The organism is Bacteroidales bacterium (genome assembly GCA_035647615.1).
Taxonomy (GTDB): domain Bacteria; phylum Bacteroidota; class Bacteroidia; order Bacteroidales; family 4484-276; genus SABY01.
Window position 1 is genome coordinate 13961 of record DASRND010000033.1, and the last position, 22711, is coordinate 36671.

13 protein-coding genes and 1 tRNA gene are annotated in these 22711 nt (G+C 48.1%); 4 read left to right on the forward strand and 10 right to left on the reverse strand.

The features are described 5' to 3' along the window. Positions 1 to 69 precede the first annotated feature (69 nt). From VFC92_11045 to VFC92_11055, 3 genes are all read right to left on the reverse strand, one after another. Positions 70 to 6081 (reverse strand): alpha-2-macroglobulin family protein, encoded by a 6012-nt coding sequence (locus VFC92_11045; GenBank protein ID HZK08725.1) that lies wholly within the window; start codon positions 6079 to 6081, stop codon positions 70 to 72. 147 nt (positions 6082 to 6228) lie between these two features. Continuing rightward, positions 6229 to 7176: a DUF5668 domain-containing protein gene (locus VFC92_11050; protein HZK08726.1), complete on the reverse strand. Its 948-nt coding sequence runs from the start codon at positions 7174 to 7176 to the stop codon at positions 6229 to 6231. 30 nt (positions 7177 to 7206) lie between these two features. Next, positions 7207 to 7728 carry a PspC domain-containing protein gene (locus VFC92_11055; protein ID HZK08727.1) on the reverse strand — a complete coding sequence of 174 codons (522 nt, stop codon included), beginning with the start codon at positions 7726 to 7728 and terminating at the stop codon, positions 7207 to 7209. A 738-nt stretch (positions 7729 to 8466) separates the two neighbouring features. Between VFC92_11055 and VFC92_11060 the strand changes: the two genes are divergently transcribed. Both VFC92_11060 and VFC92_11065 read left to right on the forward strand, forming a co-directional pair. After that, positions 8467 to 9711 (forward strand): hypothetical protein, encoded by a 1245-nt coding sequence (locus VFC92_11060; protein ID HZK08728.1) that lies wholly within the window; start codon positions 8467 to 8469, stop codon positions 9709 to 9711. Then, the gene (locus VFC92_11065) at positions 9711 to 11333 is read left to right on the forward strand and encodes a glycosyltransferase family 39 protein (protein HZK08729.1); all 1623 of its coding nucleotides are present in this window, start codon (positions 9711 to 9713) and stop codon (positions 11331 to 11333) included. Before VFC92_11060 ends, VFC92_11065 begins: the two co-directional genes overlap by 1 nt. Positions 11334 to 11340: 7 nt before the next feature. Here VFC92_11065 and selB read toward each other — a convergent pair whose 3' ends face one another. From selB to VFC92_11080, 3 genes are all read right to left on the reverse strand, one after another. After that, the gene (gene selB / locus VFC92_11070; protein ID HZK08730.1) at positions 11341 to 13299 is read right to left on the reverse strand and encodes a selenocysteine-specific translation elongation factor; all 1959 of its coding nucleotides are present in this window, start codon (positions 13297 to 13299) and stop codon (positions 11341 to 11343) included. Next, the gene (selA, locus tag VFC92_11075) at positions 13292 to 14710 is read right to left on the reverse strand and encodes an L-seryl-tRNA(Sec) selenium transferase (protein HZK08731.1); all 1419 of its coding nucleotides are present in this window, start codon (positions 14708 to 14710) and stop codon (positions 13292 to 13294) included. The genes selB and selA overlap by 8 nt, the downstream gene beginning before the upstream one ends. 29 nt (positions 14711 to 14739) lie before the next feature. Then, positions 14740 to 14830 (reverse strand) — tRNA-Sec (locus VFC92_11080). Between the two features lie 117 nt (positions 14831 to 14947). Between VFC92_11080 and VFC92_11085 the strand changes: the two genes are divergently transcribed. Next, positions 14948 to 16255, forward strand: a complete 1308-nt coding sequence (locus VFC92_11085; GenBank protein ID HZK08732.1) for an alpha-L-fucosidase — start codon at positions 14948 to 14950, stop codon at positions 16253 to 16255. Positions 16256 to 16357: 102 nt separating this feature from the next. On the opposite strand, the gene VFC92_11090 is transcribed toward VFC92_11085, so the two are convergent. From VFC92_11090 to VFC92_11105, 4 genes are all read right to left on the reverse strand, one after another. Then, complete coding sequence (locus VFC92_11090; GenBank protein ID HZK08733.1) at positions 16358 to 17002, reverse strand: T9SS type A sorting domain-containing protein; 645 nt, start codon at positions 17000 to 17002, stop codon at positions 16358 to 16360. A gap of 111 nt (positions 17003 to 17113) precedes the next feature. Beyond that, complete coding sequence (locus tag VFC92_11095; protein HZK08734.1) at positions 17114 to 18148, reverse strand: hypothetical protein; 1035 nt, start codon at positions 18146 to 18148, stop codon at positions 17114 to 17116. Positions 18149 to 18437: 289 nt separating this feature from the next. Next, on the reverse strand, positions 18438 to 19862 hold the full coding sequence (locus tag VFC92_11100; protein ID HZK08735.1) for an FtsX-like permease family protein: 1425 nt from the start codon (positions 19860 to 19862) through the stop codon (positions 18438 to 18440). Continuing rightward, on the reverse strand, positions 19859 to 20557 hold the full coding sequence (locus VFC92_11105) for an ABC transporter ATP-binding protein (protein ID HZK08736.1): 699 nt from the start codon (positions 20555 to 20557) through the stop codon (positions 19859 to 19861). Before VFC92_11105 ends, VFC92_11100 begins: the two co-directional genes overlap by 4 nt. Before the next feature lie 866 nt (positions 20558 to 21423). Between VFC92_11105 and VFC92_11110 the strand changes: the two genes are divergently transcribed. Next, positions 21424 to 22707, forward strand: a complete 1284-nt coding sequence (locus tag VFC92_11110; GenBank protein ID HZK08737.1) for a sugar MFS transporter — start codon at positions 21424 to 21426, stop codon at positions 22705 to 22707. Positions 22708 to 22711 lie beyond the last annotated feature (4 nt).

The following is a 22711-nucleotide window of genomic DNA, read 5'->3' on the forward strand; positions in this document are numbered from 1 at the left end:
TCGCGCATTGCTCTTTGCGCCTTGCTCTCTGCGCCCTGCGCCATGCGCCCCGCGCCTCGCGCTCCGCTTCTACCGCTCTTCCACCTTCACCCTTATTCCTTCCGAATGTGCCGAAAACTCCGGGGCATACATACATTGCAGGGTGGTGATGCCATTGCTGAAATCGCCGCGTAGGGTTGCTATCAGCGGATATTCAAAAACGTAAGTTCCTTTGGGCAGCGCGTCAAAGAAGAAATCAACGACTACATCGGTGGTGGTTTCGTAATAGCCCAGGCCGCTGCTGTATTTGTAATGCGACAACACATTGATGGGTTCGAAAGCCGATGCCCGCATGTCGCGCAGATGCACATACTCCAGGTCGCGGTCGGTGCGCATGATGATTCTCACCATTAGTTTGTCGCCCACCATCAGCTTTTCGCCATCCGTTACCGGAACAATCACGCGTCCGGTTGTGGGGGAGTCGCGCTCCACAAAGAGTTTTTTCTCCACTTGCAGCGGCGTGGCGGCGGCGGTAATTTTATCGAGGTCTTCAAAATATTGCCAATACATCGCTCCCCAGGCTATCCCTTCGTCGGGTTTGGCAACGGTAACCTGCGCCTGTGCGGGCGTAATCTCCTCCGCATTCCAGACGGTTGCAAAATATCCGGTGCCGGCTTCCACTTTGCCCATTTGCTGTGCAGAGAGTTCTTTGCCGCCAACTTCAATATTTACAAGCGCACTATTTTGCAGCAGGTTGGTGCCGCGTCCAAGCAGCGCATAAATAGCCTCGGTAGTTGCGCGCGACGACTCCCACGCCTGCACCTGTTTTTGGCGCAGCAGCCATATTTTCATCTGCTCCACAGCGGCGCTGTCACGGGCAACTTCATCAAAAGCCTCTATCATCATCGCCTGCGTCTCCACCGGCGCCTGATACCAATAATATCCCGGCTCCGTGCGCCAGTACATGCCCAGCTCTTCGCTGTGCAGCGCCCGCTCGCGCAGCGACTTGATGATAAGCTGCGCCACCTGCTCTTTGCCTGAGCGTTGCAGTGCTACCGCCAACATGCCCTGCAAATAATTATTTTGCTCCGGCCAATATTTGGCAGCTTGTTCCAGATAAAAATTTCTGGCTCCTTCCTGCGACGGATTTATCATGATGTGGTTGAAGAAACTCCGTGCATAAAGGTATTGGATGATCACCGGCGAAAGATGATTTGTTGTCAAATCTGCCTTTTCCTGTTTTTTTAGTTTAATAAAATCATCCTGCATTTCGCCATCGAGATAACGGACGGCCTTATTCATCATGCCGCGCAGGTTGTTGTCGGCGATGGCATCTTTTATCCCGAGTTGGTCGAGTTTGCCGGCTCCCTGCACAATCATCTGCGTGATGTAGCGGCTGGGGCGCATGCTGTTCATCCAGCCAAAGCCGCCTTCGGGTTTCTGAAACTCCTGCATCTTGCGGATGGAATGTTGCAGGCGGTATTGCATATTATTAATATCAAAAAGCAGGGCGATGCGCTGTTTGCGTTCTTTCTCGTTGCGCGCCTGCAGCACCCACGGCGTTTGCTGCAGCACCACCTCTTTGAGGTGCTGATTCTTTTCGAGCGCCGACAGGAAAGCCTCCGGCGAGCTGTTTTTCCATTCGTCAAACACCCGTTTTATCTCCGGATTTTTGTTAGAAATATCAAATGCGATGCTGTTGGCAAACCATGCCGAGAACCAGGCGACGGCGTTGTCGTAGGCCGGCTCGCTGATAACGGGCAGCGCCTGCACGGCATACCAGGCCGGGTTGGAACTGAATTCCAGCGTAAGCTGATAGTTTTCAAGCGTGGTGCTTTTGTCGGCTTTCGCCAAATGATCAAACGAAAACCTACGCGTCTGCTTGCCGCCCACGGGCATGGGCATCGCCTCCGTAACCAACTTGCGGTTGGTAACCACCGGTACCAGGCGCTCTTCGCCATCGGTGTAGTTGCCGGCAACAGCTTTGATGCGATAGGTTACCATGCTCAATCCTTTCGGTACGGCCATCTTCCATTGCAGCGGCCGGCTTTCGGAAGCGGCTACTGAGAAATTCTGGACAGAAGCATCCAGAAGCAATCGCGACGTCACCGGTTTTTCCGTAAGGGCATCTATAAATTCCAGCGATACGACGCCAGCAAGTTTCTCGTCGGAGAGGTTGGTTACTTTGGCAGCAAAATACAAAGTGTCGCCTTGGCGGAAAAAGCGCGGTGCATTGGCGACCAGCATCATCTTTTTGGCAGCAGTAAACTCCTGCTGCAACATTCCCGTCATCAAATCTTTGGTATGTGCCAGCGCCTGAAACTTCCAGCGTGTGAACGATTCGGGCAGCGTAAACTCAATCACCACATCGCCCTGTTCGTTGGTTTTGAGCTGTGGATAAAAGAAAGCTGTTTCGTTAAAATCGCGCCGCAACTGCACGTCCTGCAAATCCATCGATGGCGACTGAGACGCGGGAGGCACAGGAATCGTCTCCTCCATCTCTTCGGCGGGGCTTTCCTCTGCATCAATCATTTCGTTTTTTACCTGCCCATTGGCCATCGTTCGATCCTTAGAGAACATTATGTCACCCCCCCGATAATAACTGTCAAAACCAAACCAATTGAGCCGGTCATAATTTTGGAAATAATAGGCCACCGATCCGCCCTGGCCTGTGTATAACTGGTTGGCTTGCGCAATGCCAAAACCATTTGCAGCTCCCCATGCTTCCATGCGGTTGTTGGGATTGTAAAGATCAAAATTCCACTGGTGCGGAACAAAAGCATCCAACGAAGCATCGTAGATCGAAGCAAGCATTTCGGCAGCCATTTTGTCGCCATTTTTGTTGCGGATGGTCACCGTCCATTTCTCTTTGCTGCCGGGCACCAGCGTGCTGCGCATGGTTTCGAAAGCAAAGTCGAGCTGCTTGTTGGTGTAGGGAACTTCTATCACCACCGAGTTGCGGTAGAGATGATTGTCGATGACATAAATGTATTGAAAGGTAAAATTCCCGCGGTATGCTGATTTGATCGGAATTTCTATCAACTGTTGGTTGTTACTAATCTTCATCCATTTGCGCTCGATGGTTTTGCCCTGAAACTGCACTTCGGTAAGCACCTGTACATCTTTGGCCGACGAGCCAAGCAGAAAAATGGCCTTCTCGCCGGGTTCTCCTTTTTTGTTTAAAACTTCAAACCATTCGTAGGTATTGAGGGGCTGCTTTTTGGCCATCGGATCAAACAGGGTGAAGTAATCGTCACGTTTAGCTTTTTCGCCGGAAACATCGGTTGCATCAATTATCACCAAATATTTCCCTTGACTCCATTTTTCGATGCCCGGAAGATTTATCAACGAATCTTTTGCTGTATTAAATGTTGTTTCGTAAACCACGCCAATGCGATCCCACGTCATAAAATCCTCATCCTTATAATTGGCCGACGGGAAATCCTTGCGAAAATCCTGTTCGGGAATCGTGTTTTGGTCGGGCGTATCCCACTGACGTTGATGCGCCAGTCCGGCGGGCTGTTTCAGATTATAAATCGTCACCTTTACATCGGCTGCCTGTGGCTGGCCATTAAGATTTTTTACCAAAACTTTAAAATCATCGGGCTTACGCTGATTAACGTTTTCGGGAATATTGGTCTCGATAAGCAACGCCTCCTTGCCAACATTTACCCATTGCGAAGCGGAGTGTGTTTCGCCGGTAATATCCGTTACGTCGGCCTCAATTTGATACTGATAAGAAATATCCTGCTGTTTGCCTGGCAGTGCTGTAAAAGTAATTTCGAAAGTTCCATCGGATTGTGTGGTTACTTCACCGGCGGCGATTTCGACTGGTTGCTGTCGTGGCCAAATGAAGCGGCCATAGCTCCCGTAACCACGCCACGGCATGAAAACATTTCGCGTTACGCGGTATTTCACCGTGGCACCATCGATGGTATTTCCGGCGTAAGCCTGCGCTTTTCCTGAAATGGTAACGGGCTGGTTAAGTTTGTAGGAGCCTTCCACGGGCAGAAACGCCACCTCGAAGTTGGGGCGCTTGTATTCTTCTACATTTATGTAATGATTGCCGTTTTCAGTTTTCAGACGCATCTGTCCGTTGAGCACGCCGGTGGGAATGGTAAAGCTGCCGCTGGCCGACCCAAAAGCATTGGTGGTGAGTTGCGTCTGCGCAATCTGCTGGCTGTTGACATCCATAAACTCCACCTTCAGTGGCGTTTGTGGAAGGATATCGTATTTGTCACCAACTTTTTCGAGGACGATGGTTTTAAAATAGACAGTCTGTCCCGGGCGGTAAATGCTGCGGTCGGTAAAAAAGAATGTGCGCGTCTGTGGTTTTTCTACACGATCGCGTGAATCGGTAAGATAAAAACTGCCGGACGAAACAAAGCGATCGTCACCCTGCACCAGCGATAGCGTGACGGCTCCGCGCACCCCGCCGTCGGATTTTAGCTCCAGAAAACCATCGCGATCAGATTGCAGCGACTTGGCGAGCTTAAGATCATAGCTGCGGCTGCGCTGATCAAAAACGCGTGTATATGCATTTACAGTAACGCCCTGCATCGGCTTTCCGCTCTCGCGGTTGAGCACAAAAATATCGTATCCGCCGGCGTTGAGACGGCGCGAAACAAAACTTATTTCGGTAATCCAAATGCCGCTATAAACCGCTTTGGGAGCAGCACTGTCCGTTTTGGGGGTCTCAGCTATTACCAAATAAAAACCCCCAGGCAATGCCGGAATTTTTATTTCGGTTTGATGATTTTCATAATCCTGCCATCCGGGCGTAGTTACTTCCCACTCCATCATCGCTTTGCGACCAGCCAGTTTCTCGGCAAAGTCGTTGTTGCGCAGCTTGTCGTATTCTTCATACTCCATTTTTATCACCTTCATCTGCACCGATGCAACATTTTTGTAACCGAGCAGTGCCAGCGAAGGTTTGCCGGGCAATACGGCAGCTTCTGTTTGCAGCTTCAGCTCTGTTTCGGTGATTTGTTTAAGCAGCAACGAGCAATTATGGGCGCCGGTCGATTCAGGATAAGTCCGGATTGCTTCGCGGCAAATTTCGGCAGCCTTCCGATTGTTCGTAGACGGAATTTGTGCTTTTAAAGGGAAATATTCGCCGGTTTGCTGATAATAAAATTGCGCCAACGCAAAAGCCACCGTAGTGGATTCGGGGGAAGTGCTGAATTTCTTTTGTAATGCTTGCAAAGCCGCGGTGTAAAGGCTGTCGGTAGCGGGAGCCGCCGACACAGAATGAACAAATTCCAGTCGCTTCACATCGGCATCGATGAGCGCGGCAGGATTTTTATCATCCAAATGAAAAGCCAGCAGTTGTTGATAAAGCTCCAACACCTGCGCGGTATTAGATTGGGAATATTGCTCCGGTAATTTGATTTTAATAAAATCAGCAGCCCGGTCGTAATATTTGTCTTCGGTAGGGATGAGCTGCTGAGCGGCAACTTTTACATCTGTTTCGTTATTACTAAAAAAATCGAGGGCGCGCCATGCAAGGAAATCGAACAAAGTGGGCCGGAAAACCTCCGATTGTTTCTCACGCTCCAGAATAGCCTCAAAACCCGTGATGTCAGTTTTTTGAAGTTCCTTTTTGTTTTCTAATGATTCCAGGAAATGACCGGCAGCTTCCTGGTGAATTTTAGTCGCATCCCAAGTAAGCATATCCTCATTGTTATAGCCGCTGGTGGCGGAGCGTTGTAGAATCTGGTAGCGGTTGGCCTGAAAATATTTGAGATACAACTCGCCGGCAATTGAATGCAGCACCTGCGTGGCTGGTGGCTCCGACTGACGAATTGCCTCTTCTGTCTGAAGGATTGCTTTTGGAAAATAATCTTCTTCAAAATCTGCTACCAACTTAATGCGGAAGATGCCCGCTTTGAGTAACTGCGGTGCATTGTTTTCGGCGGCAGCCAGGCGATGGATTTCTTCGACCACCTCCAGCGCCGAGCGCGGCTGGCTCAATGCGCTAAGCGAATCGACGCGCTGCCATAATTTGTCGTAGTCTTTTTGCATGGCGGGTGTATTAGCAATAAAAAAAATAGCTGCAACAAAAAGTAGCAGCACCGGAAAAAGAGATTTGAAAAGTCGCATAGTCAGATATTTTTGTGATCATTTTCTTATGCAATAATGATGCAAATATTTCTTATCGCCGCCAAAGTCTTTGGTAGCTGCGGTTTTATTAAAAAAATAACAACGATAAAGTGAAAAACTTTGGAAGGAAGAAAAAGTGAAGCAGCATTAATATCTGATGATTTTCAGATTAGAAACAGCGGCGTCGATAGAGATCTCGATGCGTTCGGCAGCAGTGTCGAAGTTTTCGGTGAGATAAATACCTTTTTCGTTTTTCTCGAAACCATCGAGGCTTTTGTTGGAGAGGAAGGAGTCCGTTTTTACCTGGCAGCCGGAACTAATCGGCACCCTGATGGTAACATCTGTAGCTCCGGCGTCGATGGATAGGCGGCTGAGCGAATGGCGGTTGCCCAGCTTAAGATTGATTTGGGAAGCTCCGCCGTCGATGTCGACATTATCAACTTTAAACAGTGTAAGATCGAAATCAATCTTGGCAGCTCCGGCATCTATTTTAAAATCCCATAGCGGATCAGGATGAAGGCTGATTTTAGCTTTGTTGTGGAAATTATCCATGCGCCGGATGCGCTGCTTCATGGTGAGCTTAAGCACCACCACGCCTTCGGCACTGTTGGAATTAAGATTGTAACTGCCGAAATTGCCTTCGCGTTCAAAATTTAACAAATCATCGCTGAGGCCTTCAATAATGAATTCTCCTGCCATGGCATCCAAATCGAGTACCGCATTTCGGATACCAGCTTGGTAGCCCTGGGTCAGTGACTGGTCAAAATCCTCCATCACCTCATTCTGTGCATCGGGGTCGTGGTAAAGCCCTTGCCGGTGGTCGTGTCGAAAAAAATCGCGCCAGTTGTTGCCTCCGTATTGTTGCGAATCCTTGCCGGCCAAAAACCAGATAGAAAAGCCAACAACCACAAATGCCAGCACCACACGCACCGTCCCGTTGATGGGAAGCAGCGAGATGCCGAGGAGGACCAGAATAACGGGCCAGAGCTGCCGCAGCGAGTACCAGCCAAAATGGATGTAACCAAAGTTGCGCAGCACAAACAAAAGTCCTATGCTGATGAGGATGATGCCCCAGAAAACATTTTTTGATTTCATAATTAACTTGTTAAAAGTTAGACAAAACGTTTATCGTTTGTCTTCGCGTGAGCGACTAAAAATAATGAGAATCCCCACCACGATAAGCAACACAGGCCACAGGTCGCCAAAATTAATACGCGAAATGAAATGGCTTGCGAGAAAAAGGCCGCCCAGAGTAATGAGGATGATGCCGGCGATAAGGCTGCCTTCGTTAAGTTGTTTGTGCTCGTGTTGTTTTTTTCGCATTTCTTCGTCAGGATTTAACATGGTGTTATCAAACTCGGTATTTGCTTTTTCCTTATCCGAAAATCCTGCCCCGGCGCTACCAGATTCCGGTGGAACAGTGCGGCCGTAACGACTACTGTCGTAATAAACATCGTAAGGCTCCAGCGGCACTGCAATCCATGCAATAATATAGATTAATACTCCGCCGCCACCAAAGATAGCCAATACCACAAACATTAAGCGGACGATGATGGGGTCGATGGAAAGATACTTTGCCAATCCACCGGAAACTCCGGCAATTACAGAGTCGGTGCGGCTTCGATAGAGACGTTTTGTTGTTTGCATAGTCGTTTATTTTTTTTCAAAAGTAGGATTTTTTTGGGATTGCAACCTGTGGCATCCCATGTCTGCCTTTTGACGCACGAAAGCCCTGCAAGTTACGAAGTAAAATTATTTAATCGCTCACCTCTTTCTTTTTCCACCCACCAATCGCCGTTCACCACTCATATCCGGCCGTCAAAATTACCCGCCCACTGGGATGCAATCCTCAATCGAAGGGAGAGGATGGCAACCCTAAGTCATACCGCTAAAACATTATAGCTAACATCATCTTTTTTTAGCAATCTCACAAGGTGGTTTCGACTACGCTGTTTTCGACTTGGTTCGGCTTGGTTCGACTGCGCTCACCAGACACCGCTCACCAGCCGACGCTCAACCACCGCAATCACCGCAAACATTGCAGAGCAGGCGTAAATCGAAAATCCACCTCCTAATTCAAATTTATCCATCTGTTCTAAAATTGATGCCGTCTCTTCAGGGCTTCCATTCTTTTCGCTGACTATTATCAAAGGGCTGCACCCGGTGCTATTGATTTCGCTGCGATGGGGCTAAGCCGCGCGGCATTCTATCATTCTCACCGCTCATTTCCCATCTCTCATTTCTACCTACTGCCGACTGAGAACTTAGTGACTGCGGCCTTTCCCTCCGTTACAATATCCGACGACATAAAACATAGGTACGCATTTATTGTTAATTTTGCTTGTTGCTATAAAAAACGATAGTGTGCGCTAAAAATAATAAACGATGCTGGGACGATTTTTCAAGATTATTTTCAAAATGTTGGGGTGGCTAATCCTGATTTTAGTGGTAGTTTTTTTTGTGATTTACGCCGTTGCTCCGATTTATGATTTCCCGGAGTACAAGGCTTTTTCGGGTGACAAACTCTACAATCCCTACCGTGGCATGGACAGCAGCGACTGGAAAAAAGGCAACTTTCAGGTACAGTCGCGCGTATGGCTGGGCATCACCAACGGACGCCGCAACACCAACGAAGCCATCAATACGATATACCGCCAGTTGGGTTACGATATTATCGTTACTTCCGACTATCAGAAGATCAACCGCTTTGGGCAGGAGCTGCCGCAATACATCCCTACTTACGAGCATGGCTACAGCATACGCAAGACCCATCAGGTGTGCATCGGTTCTCATGGTATCGACTGGGTTGATTACCCATTTTATCAGAACGTAAATCATAAGCAGCACATGATAAATATGCTGAGCGAAAAGAATGAAATCATCGCTCTGGCACATCCCGATCTTCGCGACGGCTACCTGCTCGAGGATATGAAACAACTTACCAACTACGATCTGATGGAAGCCATGAGCCAGGTACGTTTTTCGATAGGACACTGGGACATGGCGCTCTCTTATGGCCATCCTGTTTTTATCCTTGGCAACGACGATGCGCACGACGTGTTTGATCCGGAAGAGGTTGGCCGGGTGTGTACCTTTATTAATTCGCGAAGCATTGATGGCGATCAGATAAAACGAAATCTGAAGGCCGGTAACGCATTTGGCGCCCGAGTGGCGATGCAACCCGACGAAGATTTTATTGAAAAAGCCTCCGTCCATCAGAATTTGCCAATAGTAAAAAATGTCGATTTAGTTGGCGACACACTTACCGTTAAACTTAGCGAAACTGCGGCGCTGATAGCTTTTGTCGGGCAGGGTGGCACATTGCGCCGTACTTTTAGCGACACCTCCGGAGCCACTTACATCATTCGCGCCGACGACACATACATACGCACGGAGGTTACTTTCGACGATGGCACCATGTATTATCTCAACCCCGTTTTCCGCTACAGCGGACTAACACCCGGACAACAACCTTCAGCCACCATCAATTGGGCGAAGACCTGGGTGCAGCGCGGCGTTGCAATAGTGATATTCATCGTGCTGCTGCTCATCGTAATTCGCATCATGCGTCCCCGCAAAATAAAAGGTAAAGGCAGAATCAGCCGCCGGACTTATTATTACCAGAGCTGATGGCGCAAAGCACAGTAATTTTACCATTAGAAAAAACACCGACGCCTGTAAAAACCAAACAGACGCTTGCGCTGATAATTGTTTTGTCAGTGCTTGTGCGCGGCTTGCTGGCCTGGTGGCTTGAGCTTGGCAACGACGAAGTTTATTACTGGACGTATGCCCTCTATCCGGCGCTAAGCCATTTCGACCATCCGCCCATGGTGGGGTTTTTTATCCAGGTCTTTAGTTTTAATTTGTTTTGGGATAATGAATTGTTTCTTCGCCTTAGCTCCGTGGTTTTGGGTGGCTTCAACACGTGGATTATCTACAATATTGGGCGGGAAATAAAAAATCCAACTACCGGATTGTATGCAGCGCTGCTTTACAATGCTTCTGTATATTGTTTTGTGATCGCGGGTATCTTTATCCTGCCCGATACGCCACAGCTCTTTTTCTGGCTGCTGAGTCTTTATCTGCTTGTCACATCTTTGCCGGCGCAGCCCGTGGAGAAGCGGCATGGATGGCGATTGCTCCTGGCTGCCGTTACTATCGGACTTGCGATGCTATCGAAATACACTTCTGTTTTTCTGTGGCTTGGCGCCGGACTCTATATTTTGCTCTATAACCGAGCATGGCTGCGGCGCGCTGAACTCTATGCAGGCATCGCAATTTCTGCCATTATCTTCGTGCCGGTGATCATCTGGAATTTCCAAAACAACTTTATCAGCTTCACCTTTCAGAGCGAACGAATAGGGTTTTTTGGCAACGGCTTGCGGCTGGATTATTTCTTTACAGAATTGTTCGGACAAATCGGATATAACAACCCCGTCAACTTTGTACTCATCGTGCTTGCGCTTATCGCAATATTGCGGAAACGGAAATTTCTGTCAGCAGCGCCACAACGCATGCTGCTGCTCACCTCGCTTCCGCTGATAGGATTGTTCTTGTTTTTCGCACTCTTCCGTCGCACGCTGCCCCACTGGACCGGCCCGGCTTATCTGAGCCTGATAATCATAGCTGCTGCCTGGCTTGCCGATATTGCCGCAAGGCGAAAAAAAACAAAGCTGTGGATACCCCGTTCCGTCGTTGCTTCTGTTGGGTTATTAATGGTGGTGCTGACAGTGGGCGTGGTTGAAATAAAATCAGGCCTGTTGGTTCCGACTCGTTACGATGATCCGCGCACAGTTGGCAACAACGACATAACCCTCGACATGTATGGATGGCGGCAGCTTGCCACCAAATTCGACTCGCTTCTACAGGCCGATGTGAGCTCGGGCTATATGCCTGCTGATGCCCCGATGATCAGCCACCGCTGGTTTCCGGCAGCACACCTCGACTATTATGTTGCGCATCCTGCCGGCCTGCCGCTCATCGCCATTAGCAGCCTCGGAGATATTCACAAATATGCCTGGATCAACCGGGAGCGTCCGCCGCTGCAACCTGGCAGCGACGCCTGGTATATCACCGGCAGCCGCGACTTTAATATGCCGGCCTATCTGTTCGAATATTACAAACACATCGAAGTGCCCGATATCATCAGAATTACCAAAGGGAACAAACACGTCGAAAATTTCTTTGTTTATCGTCTGCGCGACCTTTACCGCCAGCCCAAAGACGTTTTGACCGGTATAGAAAAGGAATGAATTTTTTCTAACCTTCCACCAACCCGCTGCCCTCCGGGGTAATGTGCAGGAAAAAGGTTTCTTTTTTAATCACACCTTCTTTCACAAAAATCTCTATCAGCATCTGAACAGTTTTTCTGGGTGCATCCACCAACTCTCTGAATTCTTTCTCGTTGAGTCCACGCGGTGCCTCAGCTAGTGCCCGCAGTATGGTGTAGCGGCTGGCATCCACGGCAGCAGCATCCAACACATCCTCACCGTCGGTGTAAATCTCTTTGCGTGCTTGCAGGAACCGGATTAATTGGTTTATTGTGTTTTTTTTGATGTTGCGTTCATGGGCTTTTTCTCCCAGCTCTTTTAGGGTGAGTCGGTTGAGACGATTATCTTTCAAACTTTCCCGCAACCATTCCAGGGCTTCCTGCTGCTTTTTGTCCATTGCGGCGCGATGGCTTCTCAAGGCGAAAGTCTTGCCTGCATTTTTCAAAGTATCTTTTTCAATCATGGCTTGCAGCAGCAAAATCAGCAGTTCTCTCTCCACCGTCGAACGCAACCCAAGTTTCCCTTGCAGTTCCGTTAGCTCCAGACCGGCTTCAAAAAGTGCATTTTCCTGATGCCAGGATTGCAGGATTTCAATGATTTTTGTGGTAAGTTGTTTTTGATAGGCAGCAGTGACCAGATACTCATCGCCACCGGCAATCAGCAGCGTGAGTTTTATAGGATTTCCGGCGGCCAACTGTTTTATCTCCTCAGCGGAAACGCCGGTGCGATGCACGATCTCCTGAAGCAGCATGGGCTTTCCTTCTTTTTCTGTTTCGATAAAGATATGCTGCAATTTATTCTCTTCGTTCACCGCCGCCTCGGCAAGTTGCGTCATCCGTTGTTTCAGTGTCACGGTGCGGCGGCGGTGGTGCAGCGGCTTCACGTCAAGGATGGTACCACCGCCCAGGGTCACGTCATTGGAGCTGTTGCGAATCACAAATTTGTCCTTATTAATCAATACCGCCGGTTTCTCAAAATGCAACTGAACAACCATTTGTGGGGTCGAATCATTTTCAAGGGTAACGAGCAGGTGCATGCGGGCGTAGGTGGTAAAGGTGCCGGTGTGAAACAGCACCTGCGACCAGGTTTTGGGTTGCGTCAGCGGCTCAAAATATTCTATAAGTGCATCGGCCATAGTGGTTTCGTCCAACTGCCGGTCGACCAGAAGCTGACCCCGCTCAAAATCATCATATTTAAGTCCGGATACGTTGATGGCAGCACGATCGCCTGCCGTCGTCTCCTTCACAGTTTTGCCATGACGTTGTATTGATTTAATCCGAATCTTGTCGCGATTATCCGGCAAAAGCAAAAGCTCCTGTCCGGTAGTTACTTTGCCACCCAGCACAGAACCTGTAACCACGATGCCATGGCCTTTTACATTAAAAATACGATCGATATACATCCTGAAAATGCTTGCCACAGGTTTTTCGCCGACCTGCCGCGCCAGCTTCAGCATCTCTTCTTTTAATTGATCGATTCCCTCCATCGTCACCGCCGAAACTTCTACGATAGGTGCGTCGGCCAGCGGAGTATGATCGAGAAATTCCATGATCTCAAGTTTGGCCATCTCGCGCATCTCTTCGTCAGCAAGGTCGGATTTGGTAAGGGCAACGATTCCGTGTTGGATTCCAAGCACACGCATGATGTTGACATGCTCGCGCGTTTGTGGCATAATGCCACTGTCGGCGGCCACCACCAGCAGCACGAAGTCGATTCCATAAACGCCCGCCACCATGGTTTTGATAAAATCTTTGTGACCCGGAACATCCACAATACCCAGCGAAATATCCTCGGAAAGTTCCAGATGAGCAAATCCCAGGTTGATGGTGATGCCGCGGGCTTTTTCTTCTTTGTGTGTGTCGCAGTCGATGCCGGTAATTGCGCGAATCAGCGCGGTCTTGCCATGATCGACATGGCCGGCGGTACCCATGATCAGATTCTTACTCATGGGCGATTACCTCCTTGTAACATTCGATGATCAGCTCTGCCACCACTTTTATCTGCCGATCGAAAAGCGTAAGCACATCAAACTGCACTTCACCCTGCCGTAAAATACCCAGCAGTGGCTGGTTGCCGGTGAGCAAGGTGTGATAAATAAGTTCGGCATTCCGGGCTGCTATTTTGCGGGAAGCATTTTTAAAATGAATTGCCACAGCAAAACTATCAATGGTTTTTCCGGGCAGCGATCCGCCTCCTGCCTGCCCCTGACTTGCTGCCACCGAGCAAGCTATTCCTAAGGTTTCGAGCTGCTGCTGCAAACTTTCGGCTTTGGTGCGCAAATCATCTGCTTTGGCCGTCATCATGGCAAAGATCGGGCTTAGCGCAATAAGTTTATCGGTGTCGAGATAGGCCAGTGCGATGGCTTCGAGCATTGAAAGGGTTTCTTTGCCCACCCGCAGTGCCCGTGTAAGTGGCTCCTTTTTCAGTTTAGCGATCAGCTCCTTTTTTCCGGCGATGATTCCGGCCTGTGGACCACCCAGCAACTTGTCGCCGCTAAAAGTCACCAGGTCGATTCCAGTAGCCAGCGTTGAGCGAACATCGGGTTCATCGGCAAGGAAAGCAATTTCCGCTTTGCGCAACAATCCCGATCCCATGTCGTAAACCACGGGCAACTGATGTTGTGCCCCCAGGGCAATGAGTTCCTGTAGCGAGGCTTCGGTGGTGAAGCCGCTGATGACATAATTGGAAGGATGCACCTTCAGCAACAAAGCTGAGTGTGGCGTTATGGCACTGGCGAAGTCAGTGATTTTGGTTTTGTTGGTGGTGCCCACCTCCACCATGTTGCAATCGGAGGCAGCCATGATGTCGGGCATGCGAAACGAGCCGCCAATCTCGATAAGTTCGCCGCGTGAGATAATCACTTCGCGGTTTTTGGCCAGCGAGCGCAGCACCAGCATGATGGCCGCCGCATTGTTGTTGACCACCAGCACATCTTCGGCGCCGGTGAGATGGCGCAGCAGCCGTGTGACGTGCGTATAGCGTGTTCCGCGTTGCGCCTTTTCCAGATCAAACTCCAAATTGTTATAGCCTGTCAGCACCTCATTTACCTCTTCCAGCAATTTCTGCCCAAAAGGCGCTCTGCCCAGGTTGGTATGGATGATAATGCCCGTGGCATTAATGACTGGTTTCAGACTTTTGGTGGTGAGTTCTTCTGACGTCCACAAAACCTGTTTTATAATATCCGCAAGCGGTGGCACCTCGGCGCCCTGCAAGGCAGCATCACGAAGGCCGGACAAGACATCCTGAATAATGCCGGTGATAAAAGTAGCAGGGAAATTTTGCATCAGCAAGCGAACAGGTTCCTGCTGCAACAACTTGTCGACGCCGGGCAGTTTTCTCAGTTCGTCTTGAATGGGCATAGCTGCGTTTTTTTTATTAAAAAAAAGCAGAGAGAGCAGGAATCGAACCTGCCACAGCCGGTTTTATCCGTCTGATATTGGTTTTGAAGACCAACCGGAACACCAGTTCCAACCTCTCTAAAGAAATCAGGCTATTGTTAAATAAAATTAGCACGTTATTGTTCATCAACAAACAACCCTGCAATAATAAGGCTTTTCATTGTCATAATATTTACATTTGCGCGAAATTTACACGTCATGAAAAATATAACGCTCTCGCTATTGCTGCTATTAGTTGCAACTACAGGATTCTATAGCCAAACCATGGCACAGGCGCCTGACAAAATGCAATGGTTTAAAGATGCCAAACTGGGGATATTTATTCACTGGGGTATCTATGCAGTGGATGGCATCGACGAATCCTGGTCGTTTTTTAACGAATACGTTTCGCACAAAGATTACATGAAACAACTCGATGGTTTCACTGCGCAAAAATACGACCCTGAGTTGTGGGGCAGCCTCCTAAGCAAAAGTGGTGCCCGCTACGTGGTAATTACCAGCAAACATCACGATGGGGTAGCGCTTTGGGATTCGGATTTCAGCAATTTGAACGTTGTGGATAAAACCCCCGCGGCCAGAGATTTGATTGAGCCGCTGGTAAAAACGCTTCGTAAGCAGGATTTGAAAGTGGGTCTTTACTACTCACTTTTGGATTGGTCGCACCCCGACTATCCGAACCTTACACGAAATACAAAACGCTATGAAACCGACACAGTGAAATGGAACCGGTTTGTGAATTTTAATTTTGATCAAATCAATGAAATTTCGCAACGATACCACCCCGACCTGATCTGGTTCGACGGCGATTGGGAGCAAACTCCCGAAGCCTGGAAAGCCGAACAAATCAGGGAATTACTTTTGGCCAACAATCCTGATGTCATCATCAACTCACGTTTGGCTGATTATGGCGATTATGCTACTCCCGAGCAGGGTCTTCCTATTACCAGACCGAAGGACGAATATTGGGAGCTGTGTATGACCATGAACGACTCCTGGGGTTTTCAGCATAACGACCACAACTACAAAACAGCCAACCAGATTATCCGGATTTTTACTGATGTGATAAGCAAAGGCGGCAACTTGTTGCTCGACATCGGTCCAAAAGCCGATGGCACCATTCCGGCTGAGCAGGTGGCAATAATGCAGGAGCTGGGGCGATGGATCAACAAAAACCAGGAGGCCATCTATGGAACCGAAGCAGGCATTTCCAAAGATTATTTCGCCGGCCCCTCCACACTTTCACCCGACAGCACCACGCTTTTTCTTTTTGTCGAAAACCGGCCTACCGGGCCTGTTGCTCTCAAAGGCCTCAAAAACAAAATCAACCGCATAAGGATAGTGGGAGAAGGCACTAAACTGGCATGGGAGGAGAAGATGAAAGCCTACTGGAGCGAGAAACCCGGAATAATTTATATCGACATCCCGGCAACTTCAGTTGACGAAAATATTACGGTAATTGCGCTGCAGCTCGATGGGAAAATAGCGCTGTGGAGCGATCCGGAATAAACTGTTTTATAACCAATGCCGATAATTTTTGGAATAAAAAAAGAGCCTGACAATCATCACCAGGCTCCTTTTTTCGCTATCGCTAAATGAAAATATTTTCGTTTAACGAATCACCACTTTGCCAGTTTGGCTGCCGGCATTTGTTTTAATATTATAAAAATAAATTCCCTGCGGCATATCAGCGGCGTGCCAATGGAACTGATGTGTTCCGGCAGATAAATTCTTTTCTGTATCCTGGCGAACCAATCTTCCGGTTGCATCGTAAATGGAGAACGCTACCGGGGAAGCATCGGCAAGATGAAATTCGAAATGGGTTAGTCCGGACGATGGGTTGGGAAAGGCCTTTGCGGAAATTTGTGCAAACGACGCAAAAGCTTCCTGCAGGTCGGTGATGGTGGAAATATTGAGCAGATAATTAACGATTTCGGCCATCATGTATGCCTTTGTACTGAGGCTGTCGCCATCGGCAATAGCGCCAAAGGTAACCGTGGACGAAACGACGCGATAAGAATTATCCTGTACTTTTACAAAGATGCGGTCGAAACCATCGGCGGAAGCATAAAGCGGCAAGCTGTTGGTTGCTGACATCCTGTCGATGCTGTAATGGGGCGAATCGCCACCAAGATATTCGAACCGTATGCGAGCCAACAAGCTGTCACTTTTTGGATTGAGGTCATGAACGTTATCCTCGAGGCCATCATCCATAAATTTGAGTCCTAATACCTGCAGCAAATCGGAGCCGCGCATATCGAAACCGAGATTAACACTTTCGATATAGAGTTTACCATCGTAGTTTTCGAGGTAATCAATGATCCTGGCCTGGTCTGCTTCAATTACAATACCGGGCGGGGTGAGTCCTCAGCTCAGGCAGTAGTTGCCCATGGTGGTTATCACCAGATCGTAGGCTACGAGGTCTTCAGGTAAATCATACACATAGTCAAAATTGATTCCGGACATTTGCAATGCTTTTTTCAATCCTACATGAGGCTGTTGCAATTGTCCGGTTTCGGGCGACACCACCGACTCGATGCCGTTGTCGTTGTTCCAAAAAAGAATGTTGTAATCAGTTTCCGGCTGCACACGCAAAAAATAGCCTGAAGATTTGTTGTTGGCGGGATATTCATCCTGCGGTGCGTCGATGGTAGCATACAACATGGTGTTGTGCACCTGGTGAGGTGTGTAGTTAATGTTAAGGGTAGCCGTTTCGCCCGATCCAAGGTTGCCGTTGTAGGCAGTGGATGCAAGCACTTCGCGGCTTTTGTAACTATGGAGATTCACAATAAAACCTGTCTCCTGGCTCAACCCCTGGTTTTTAACGTTCACTTCCCAAATGCCTTCCTGCGACACGCCCAGATGCATCGGGCCATTGATCTGCATTGCGCTAAGCTCATGCTCGAACCAGGTGGTAAGATTGATATTAAAAATAAACCAGCCCCACAGCGCGCTGGTTGACGCGCCAAGTGAACGAAACCGCAGACGCACGTTTTGGCCGCTAAAGTCGTCGAGTGAAAGCGTAAGATCGCTACCCTGGAAAGTGCCAAAGGGGCCTTCGGTAAGCGGCCGGTTCCAAAGCTCGGTTTCGTTGTCGCCGGAAACTACCGAGATGATGCAGCTTTCGTCGGTAACGTTGGCCGCATAAACATCAAGAAAAGTGCTGATGACCACTTCGCCACCACCTGCCGGCACATCAAAAGCATTGGTGTAGGCAGAAAAGTCGTAATTGGTTACGATGGGATAATAATAAAGCATCAGGTAGCCATCTTCCTGCATCCAGTTGCCCTGCATTTCCCAGCCAACCGGATTGGAAAAATCCTCCGAGATGATGGCTGTTTGAGAAATAGCGGCAGACTGTAGCACAAGAAAAGCTATCAGTGTGTAAATAAGTTTTTTCATAAGCAATAGAAGGTTATTAATTTTAAAAGCTGCAAATCTAAATCTTAAATTATTCGACAAAGCAAGATTAACAGTAATTTAAGAAAATGGTTGCGAAGAGATAAAAAAAGGCTGCGGGCAAATCATATAAAAGATGTTTGTTATAAATTGCCAAAAGCTTCTGACTTTTTTAATCCAATTAACCGTAATTGATCATTCATTCCTCGCTCTGTATGATTTAGAGTCAGGCTCTAGCAGAACAATTTCTTTATGGCTGTTAGGATTTTTGAAATGATCTATTTGCTTATTTCTAATCATGCCTAAGTGCTCGCACCGGATCGATGCGTGCGGCGCGGGCAGCGGGATAAAGGCCGGCAGCAAGGCTGATGATGATTGCAAATGCAATGGCACCCACGATGAGCCAGGCCGGGAAATAAAACAGATTGACCGGTTCCGTACCATCCGGCAATATTTGAGTATTCACCACTACGGTAGCAACCTGCGTTACCAGCCAGCCAAGCACAAGCCCGAACAAGGCACCAATAAGCCCGATTACGCCTACTTCTACAAAAAATATCATGCGTATTTCTTTTTCGCTGGCGCCGATGGCTTTCATAATACCAATCTCCCGTTGACGCTCCAGTATCGACATCACCATGGTATTGATAATGCCCAGGCCGGCCACGATGAGGGCAATAGCACCCACCGCTCCCAGCAAAGAAGTTAGAATCAGGAAAACTCTTTTGATCTCGTCCATCTGGTCGAGTATGGAAAATACACCCACGTTCATCGTGCGCAACTGCTCCGACACCGGGTCGATTTGCTGCATATTTTCCACGCGCACCTGTATGGAGCCATATGAGTCGGTTTTTTTGTTGCTGCCCAGTAAATCCCAAACACTCGAAAAGCTCAGTTGTGGTATTTTTTGCGCTGTTATTATCGGGATAAGCATACCTCCGCCAATAGCATTGCGGCCAAATTCGCCTGCACGTCTGGTTATTCCTACAATCTTTAATTCGCTCACAGTTTCATCAAAAGGCATCTCCGACTTGTTGTGCATCATATTGATAACAGCTCCCGGAATTTTAGAGGCATTCATCGATAGTGATACCAGCCTTAAGGTTTTATTAATCAACGAATCGGGATGAATCAGTTGGAAACCACGCGCCGAATCTTCTTTCGAAAGCACAATATCTTTTCCGTCTTCCAGCAATCGTATTTTTAGCTTGTGGAGAAACTCCGCTCCAAGGATGCACTGCAGTGCTGTGTCGTTGATAAAAAAACTGCCGGTCAGCAAATTATCAAAGGGCTTAAATGCCCCCATGGCGGAGGGTATAGCTTGAACTCTGGAAGTAGTGGAATCACCTAAAAGCACCACCCTGGCAGGGAATTCCAGATTGGGATAAGCAATCTTTACACCCGGGATATTCTTAATTTCCTGCAAAAGCGAATCGGTCAGCGGGATGCTTTCCTGTTTTAAAGCGCTGGCCATTTCGGCTACGTTGCCCGAGGCAATATCTTCGAGATTAATTTCTTTAGGGGTAACGGTGATGCTGGTAAACAAATCGTTGGCTGCAAAGGCATCGGTAATATTTTTCTGCATCCCGGTGCCAAACGACACCATCGAGGTAAGCGCGCCAATTCCGATAACTACACCCAGCGTAGTGAGAAAAGTACGTAATTTGGTTCGGCGCAGGTTGGCAAAGGCCAGCAATATCATGTCGCTTATATTCATCGCGTTTCCTCCCCTAGTATTATTTCGTCGATGTTACCATCTTTCAATTTCACTATCCAATCCGATACTTGTAGGGCTATTTCCTGGTCGTGGCTTACCATGATGATGGTGATGCCCTGATTTTTGTTGAGATCAACAAGCAAATTAATAATCTCTGTAGAAGTTTCGCTGTCGAGGTTTCCGGTGGGTTCGTCGGCAAGCAATACTTTGGGATTGTTGGCCAGGGCGCGGGCGATTGCCACGCGCTGGGTTTCGCCACCCGAAAGCTCGTCGGGTAGGTGGGTTAGTCTGTCGCCCAGCCCAACTTTTGTTAGCAGATTGGTGGCGATGGCTTTGCGTTTGTTGCGCGGAACGCCGCCAAAAGTCAAAGCCAGATCTACATTTTCGAGGGCATTGCGGCTTTGGATGAGGTTGAAGGACTGAAAAATCATGCCTACGGATTTCTTGCGATGTTGGGCAAGTCCGGAACGGCTCATTTTGTTAAGGTCGTTTCCGTTGAACAAAATTCTCCCTTCGGTGGCGCGATCAAGTCCCCCAATTAAGTTCAGCAACGTTGATTTACCCGAACCTGATTTCCCAACAATGGATACAAATTGACCTTCTTCAATTTCCAGGTCGATATTTTGCAGGGCAGGAATATTGATTTTTCCTTTTTGATAAATCCTGCTAAGATTTGATATTTGGATAAGCTTCACAATGTCGCGAGTTTTGTTTTGATAGAACGAATCACTTAAAACATCATTACAATCTTTTAAAAATTTCCTTATGGCTATGAAATATTTTTTTAGTATTTAAACCGCAGCCAAAAGGGGAGGGGAGCAATTCTTCGAGGCGGTAGGAGTGTTTGCAAGTCGAAGCACGTTGCTTTGGTTTTTTCACTATGCCATGAAAGAGAGTTTTATTCAGTGTTGAAATTCCAAAATATTGGTGTCCGATAAAGTCCATAGATTCTTCGCTACGCTACTAATGACAATGGTTTGCGATGAATTAGGGAAGGGAGGGCTTAGCTGGCGGCGCAGGCATTTAGTAAGCGATACAGAAGCATGCGTAGGCCTGTGCGTTGGCGCGGCTTGTATCGCGTGGGGAATCCGAGCCGATAGAAAACCACAGAACTAATTTTAAGCCTTGATTTTTTCTTTGTTACTTTCTTTTGTATCAAGACAAAAGAAAGTAAGCATGAGTTTTAAAACTATGAATGAATTTTAAAATGTCTCACATTAACACAGAAGCTACTGCCTTTCTGTAAATTACAAAAACTTGTCATTAGTAGCGAAACGTAGTGAAGCGAAGAATCTATATTAGCAAGGATTTTCTTTACCGGACAATAACGATTCCAAAATTAAATCTTAATCTAAAAATCCCACAATCTGACAACTCGATAACTTGTTAACCCGACAACCCAACAACTTTCCCTTTTCATCCTCTCACAAAACAACCGCCGGAAATAAAATGTAGCTATATTCGCCGCCTGAAAAAGCTGATTGCTGCCATTGCGTTACAGGCCTCGGACAGCTGCTCATAAAATAACTCGATAAACGAACATTTTAAACTAATACCGCACATGTCAGTAACTCCTGCTGCCGCTTCCCGGCGCACCTCCACCGCCGTAGCCATCACCATCATCGGCGTTTTGTTTTTTATCTTCGGATTTGTAACGTGGCTCAACGGCATCCTGATACCGTATCTGCAGATAGCCTGCGAGCTTACTAACTTCCAGGCACTATTCGTGGCTTTTGCCTTTTACATCTCCTATTTCATTACGGCGCTGCCTTCGGCGTGGGTGCTTGAAAAAACAGGATTCAAAAATGGGATGACGCTCGGATTGCTTGTGATGGCAGTCGGAACATTACTCTTTGTGCCCGCGGCATTGTCGCGTACTTACGGGCTTTTTCTCACTGGACTTTTTGTAATGGGCACTGGATTGTCGATTTTACAAACGGCCTCCAATCCTTATGTCACCATCCTCGGGCCACGTGAGAGCGCTGCCCGCCGCATCAGCATCATGGGCATCTGCAACAAGCTGGCAGGAGCTATCGCACCACTTATTTTGGCTTATTTCATCCTGAGCGATGGCGACGCCTTTGTCGAAAACCTTGCTTCGTTAACCGAACCTGCCCGCCAGCTTGCCCTCGACGGGCTGGCACGTCGCGTTATCAATCCTTACCTGGTGATGACCGTGGTGCTCGTGTTGTTGGGTATCGGCATACGTTTTACTTCGCTGCCCGACATCAATGCAGAAGATGACGAAGATGCTGATCAACACATTGAAGCTCCGCGAAAAAATATTTTTGCCTACCCGCATCTTATCCTTGGCGTTATCGCAATGTTTTTTTACGTGGGTGCCGAAGTGGTTGCCGGCGACACCATCATACGGTACGGCATCTCGCTGGGCATTAATATCTCCGTGGCCAAAGCATTTACCTCCTACACGCTGGTGTCGATGCTCGCAGGCTACATTCTGGGAATCATACTTATTCCGCGTTATCTTTCCCAGCGCATGGCCTTGCTTTACTCGGCTGTATTGGGTTTGCTCTTTACGTTGGCCGCAGTATTTACGTCAGGAATTACGTCGGTATTTTTCATTGCCATTTTGGGTTTTGCCAATGCAATGGTATGGCCGGCTATCTGGCCTCTGGCCCTCCACAATCTTGGACCATACATCAAAGTTGGTTCTGCGATGCTCATCATGGCCATTGCCGGGGGGGCCGTGCTGCCGCTTATCTGGGGCTGGCTCTCCGACCTTTTGCATGCAACTCCACAGCTTGCTTACCTGATGCTGTTGCCAGGCTACTTTATTATTTTGTATTATGCCACCAGAGGTTATAAAATAAAGAATCATGTATAAAAAC

What these genes read in the sequence shown, in the direction of transcription:
- VFC92_11045 (HZK08725.1), bottom strand. Translation starts at nt 6,081, where the DNA reads ATGCGACTTTTCAAATCTCTTTTTCCGGTGCTGCTACTTTTTGTTGCA.
- VFC92_11050 (HZK08726.1), bottom strand. Translation starts at nt 7,176, where the DNA reads ATGAAATCAAAAAATGTTTTCTGGGGCATCATCCTCATCAGCATAGGA.
- VFC92_11055 (HZK08727.1), bottom strand. Translation starts at nt 7,728, where the DNA reads ATGCAAACAACAAAACGTCTCTATCGAAGCCGCACCGACTCTGTAATT.
- VFC92_11060 (HZK08728.1), top strand. Translation starts at nt 8,467, where the DNA reads ATGCTGGGACGATTTTTCAAGATTATTTTCAAAATGTTGGGGTGGCTA.
- VFC92_11065 (HZK08729.1), top strand. Translation starts at nt 9,711, where the DNA reads ATGGCGCAAAGCACAGTAATTTTACCATTAGAAAAAACACCGACGCCT.
- selB (HZK08730.1), bottom strand. Translation starts at nt 13,299, where the DNA reads ATGAGTAAGAATCTGATCATGGGTACCGCCGGCCATGTCGATCATGGC.
- selA (HZK08731.1), bottom strand. Translation starts at nt 14,710, where the DNA reads ATGCCCATTCAAGACGAACTGAGAAAACTGCCCGGCGTCGACAAGTTG.
- VFC92_11085 (HZK08732.1), top strand. Translation starts at nt 14,948, where the DNA reads ATGAAAAATATAACGCTCTCGCTATTGCTGCTATTAGTTGCAACTACA.
- VFC92_11090 (HZK08733.1), bottom strand. Translation starts at nt 17,002, where the DNA reads ATGCGCGGCTCCGATTTGCTGCAGGTATTAGGACTCAAATTTATGGAT.
- VFC92_11095 (HZK08734.1), bottom strand. Translation starts at nt 18,148, where the DNA reads ATGAAAAAACTTATTTACACACTGATAGCTTTTCTTGTGCTACAGTCT.
- VFC92_11100 (HZK08735.1), bottom strand. Translation starts at nt 19,862, where the DNA reads ATGAATATAAGCGACATGATATTGCTGGCCTTTGCCAACCTGCGCCGA.
- VFC92_11110 (HZK08737.1), top strand. Translation starts at nt 21,424, where the DNA reads ATGTCAGTAACTCCTGCTGCCGCTTCCCGGCGCACCTCCACCGCCGTA.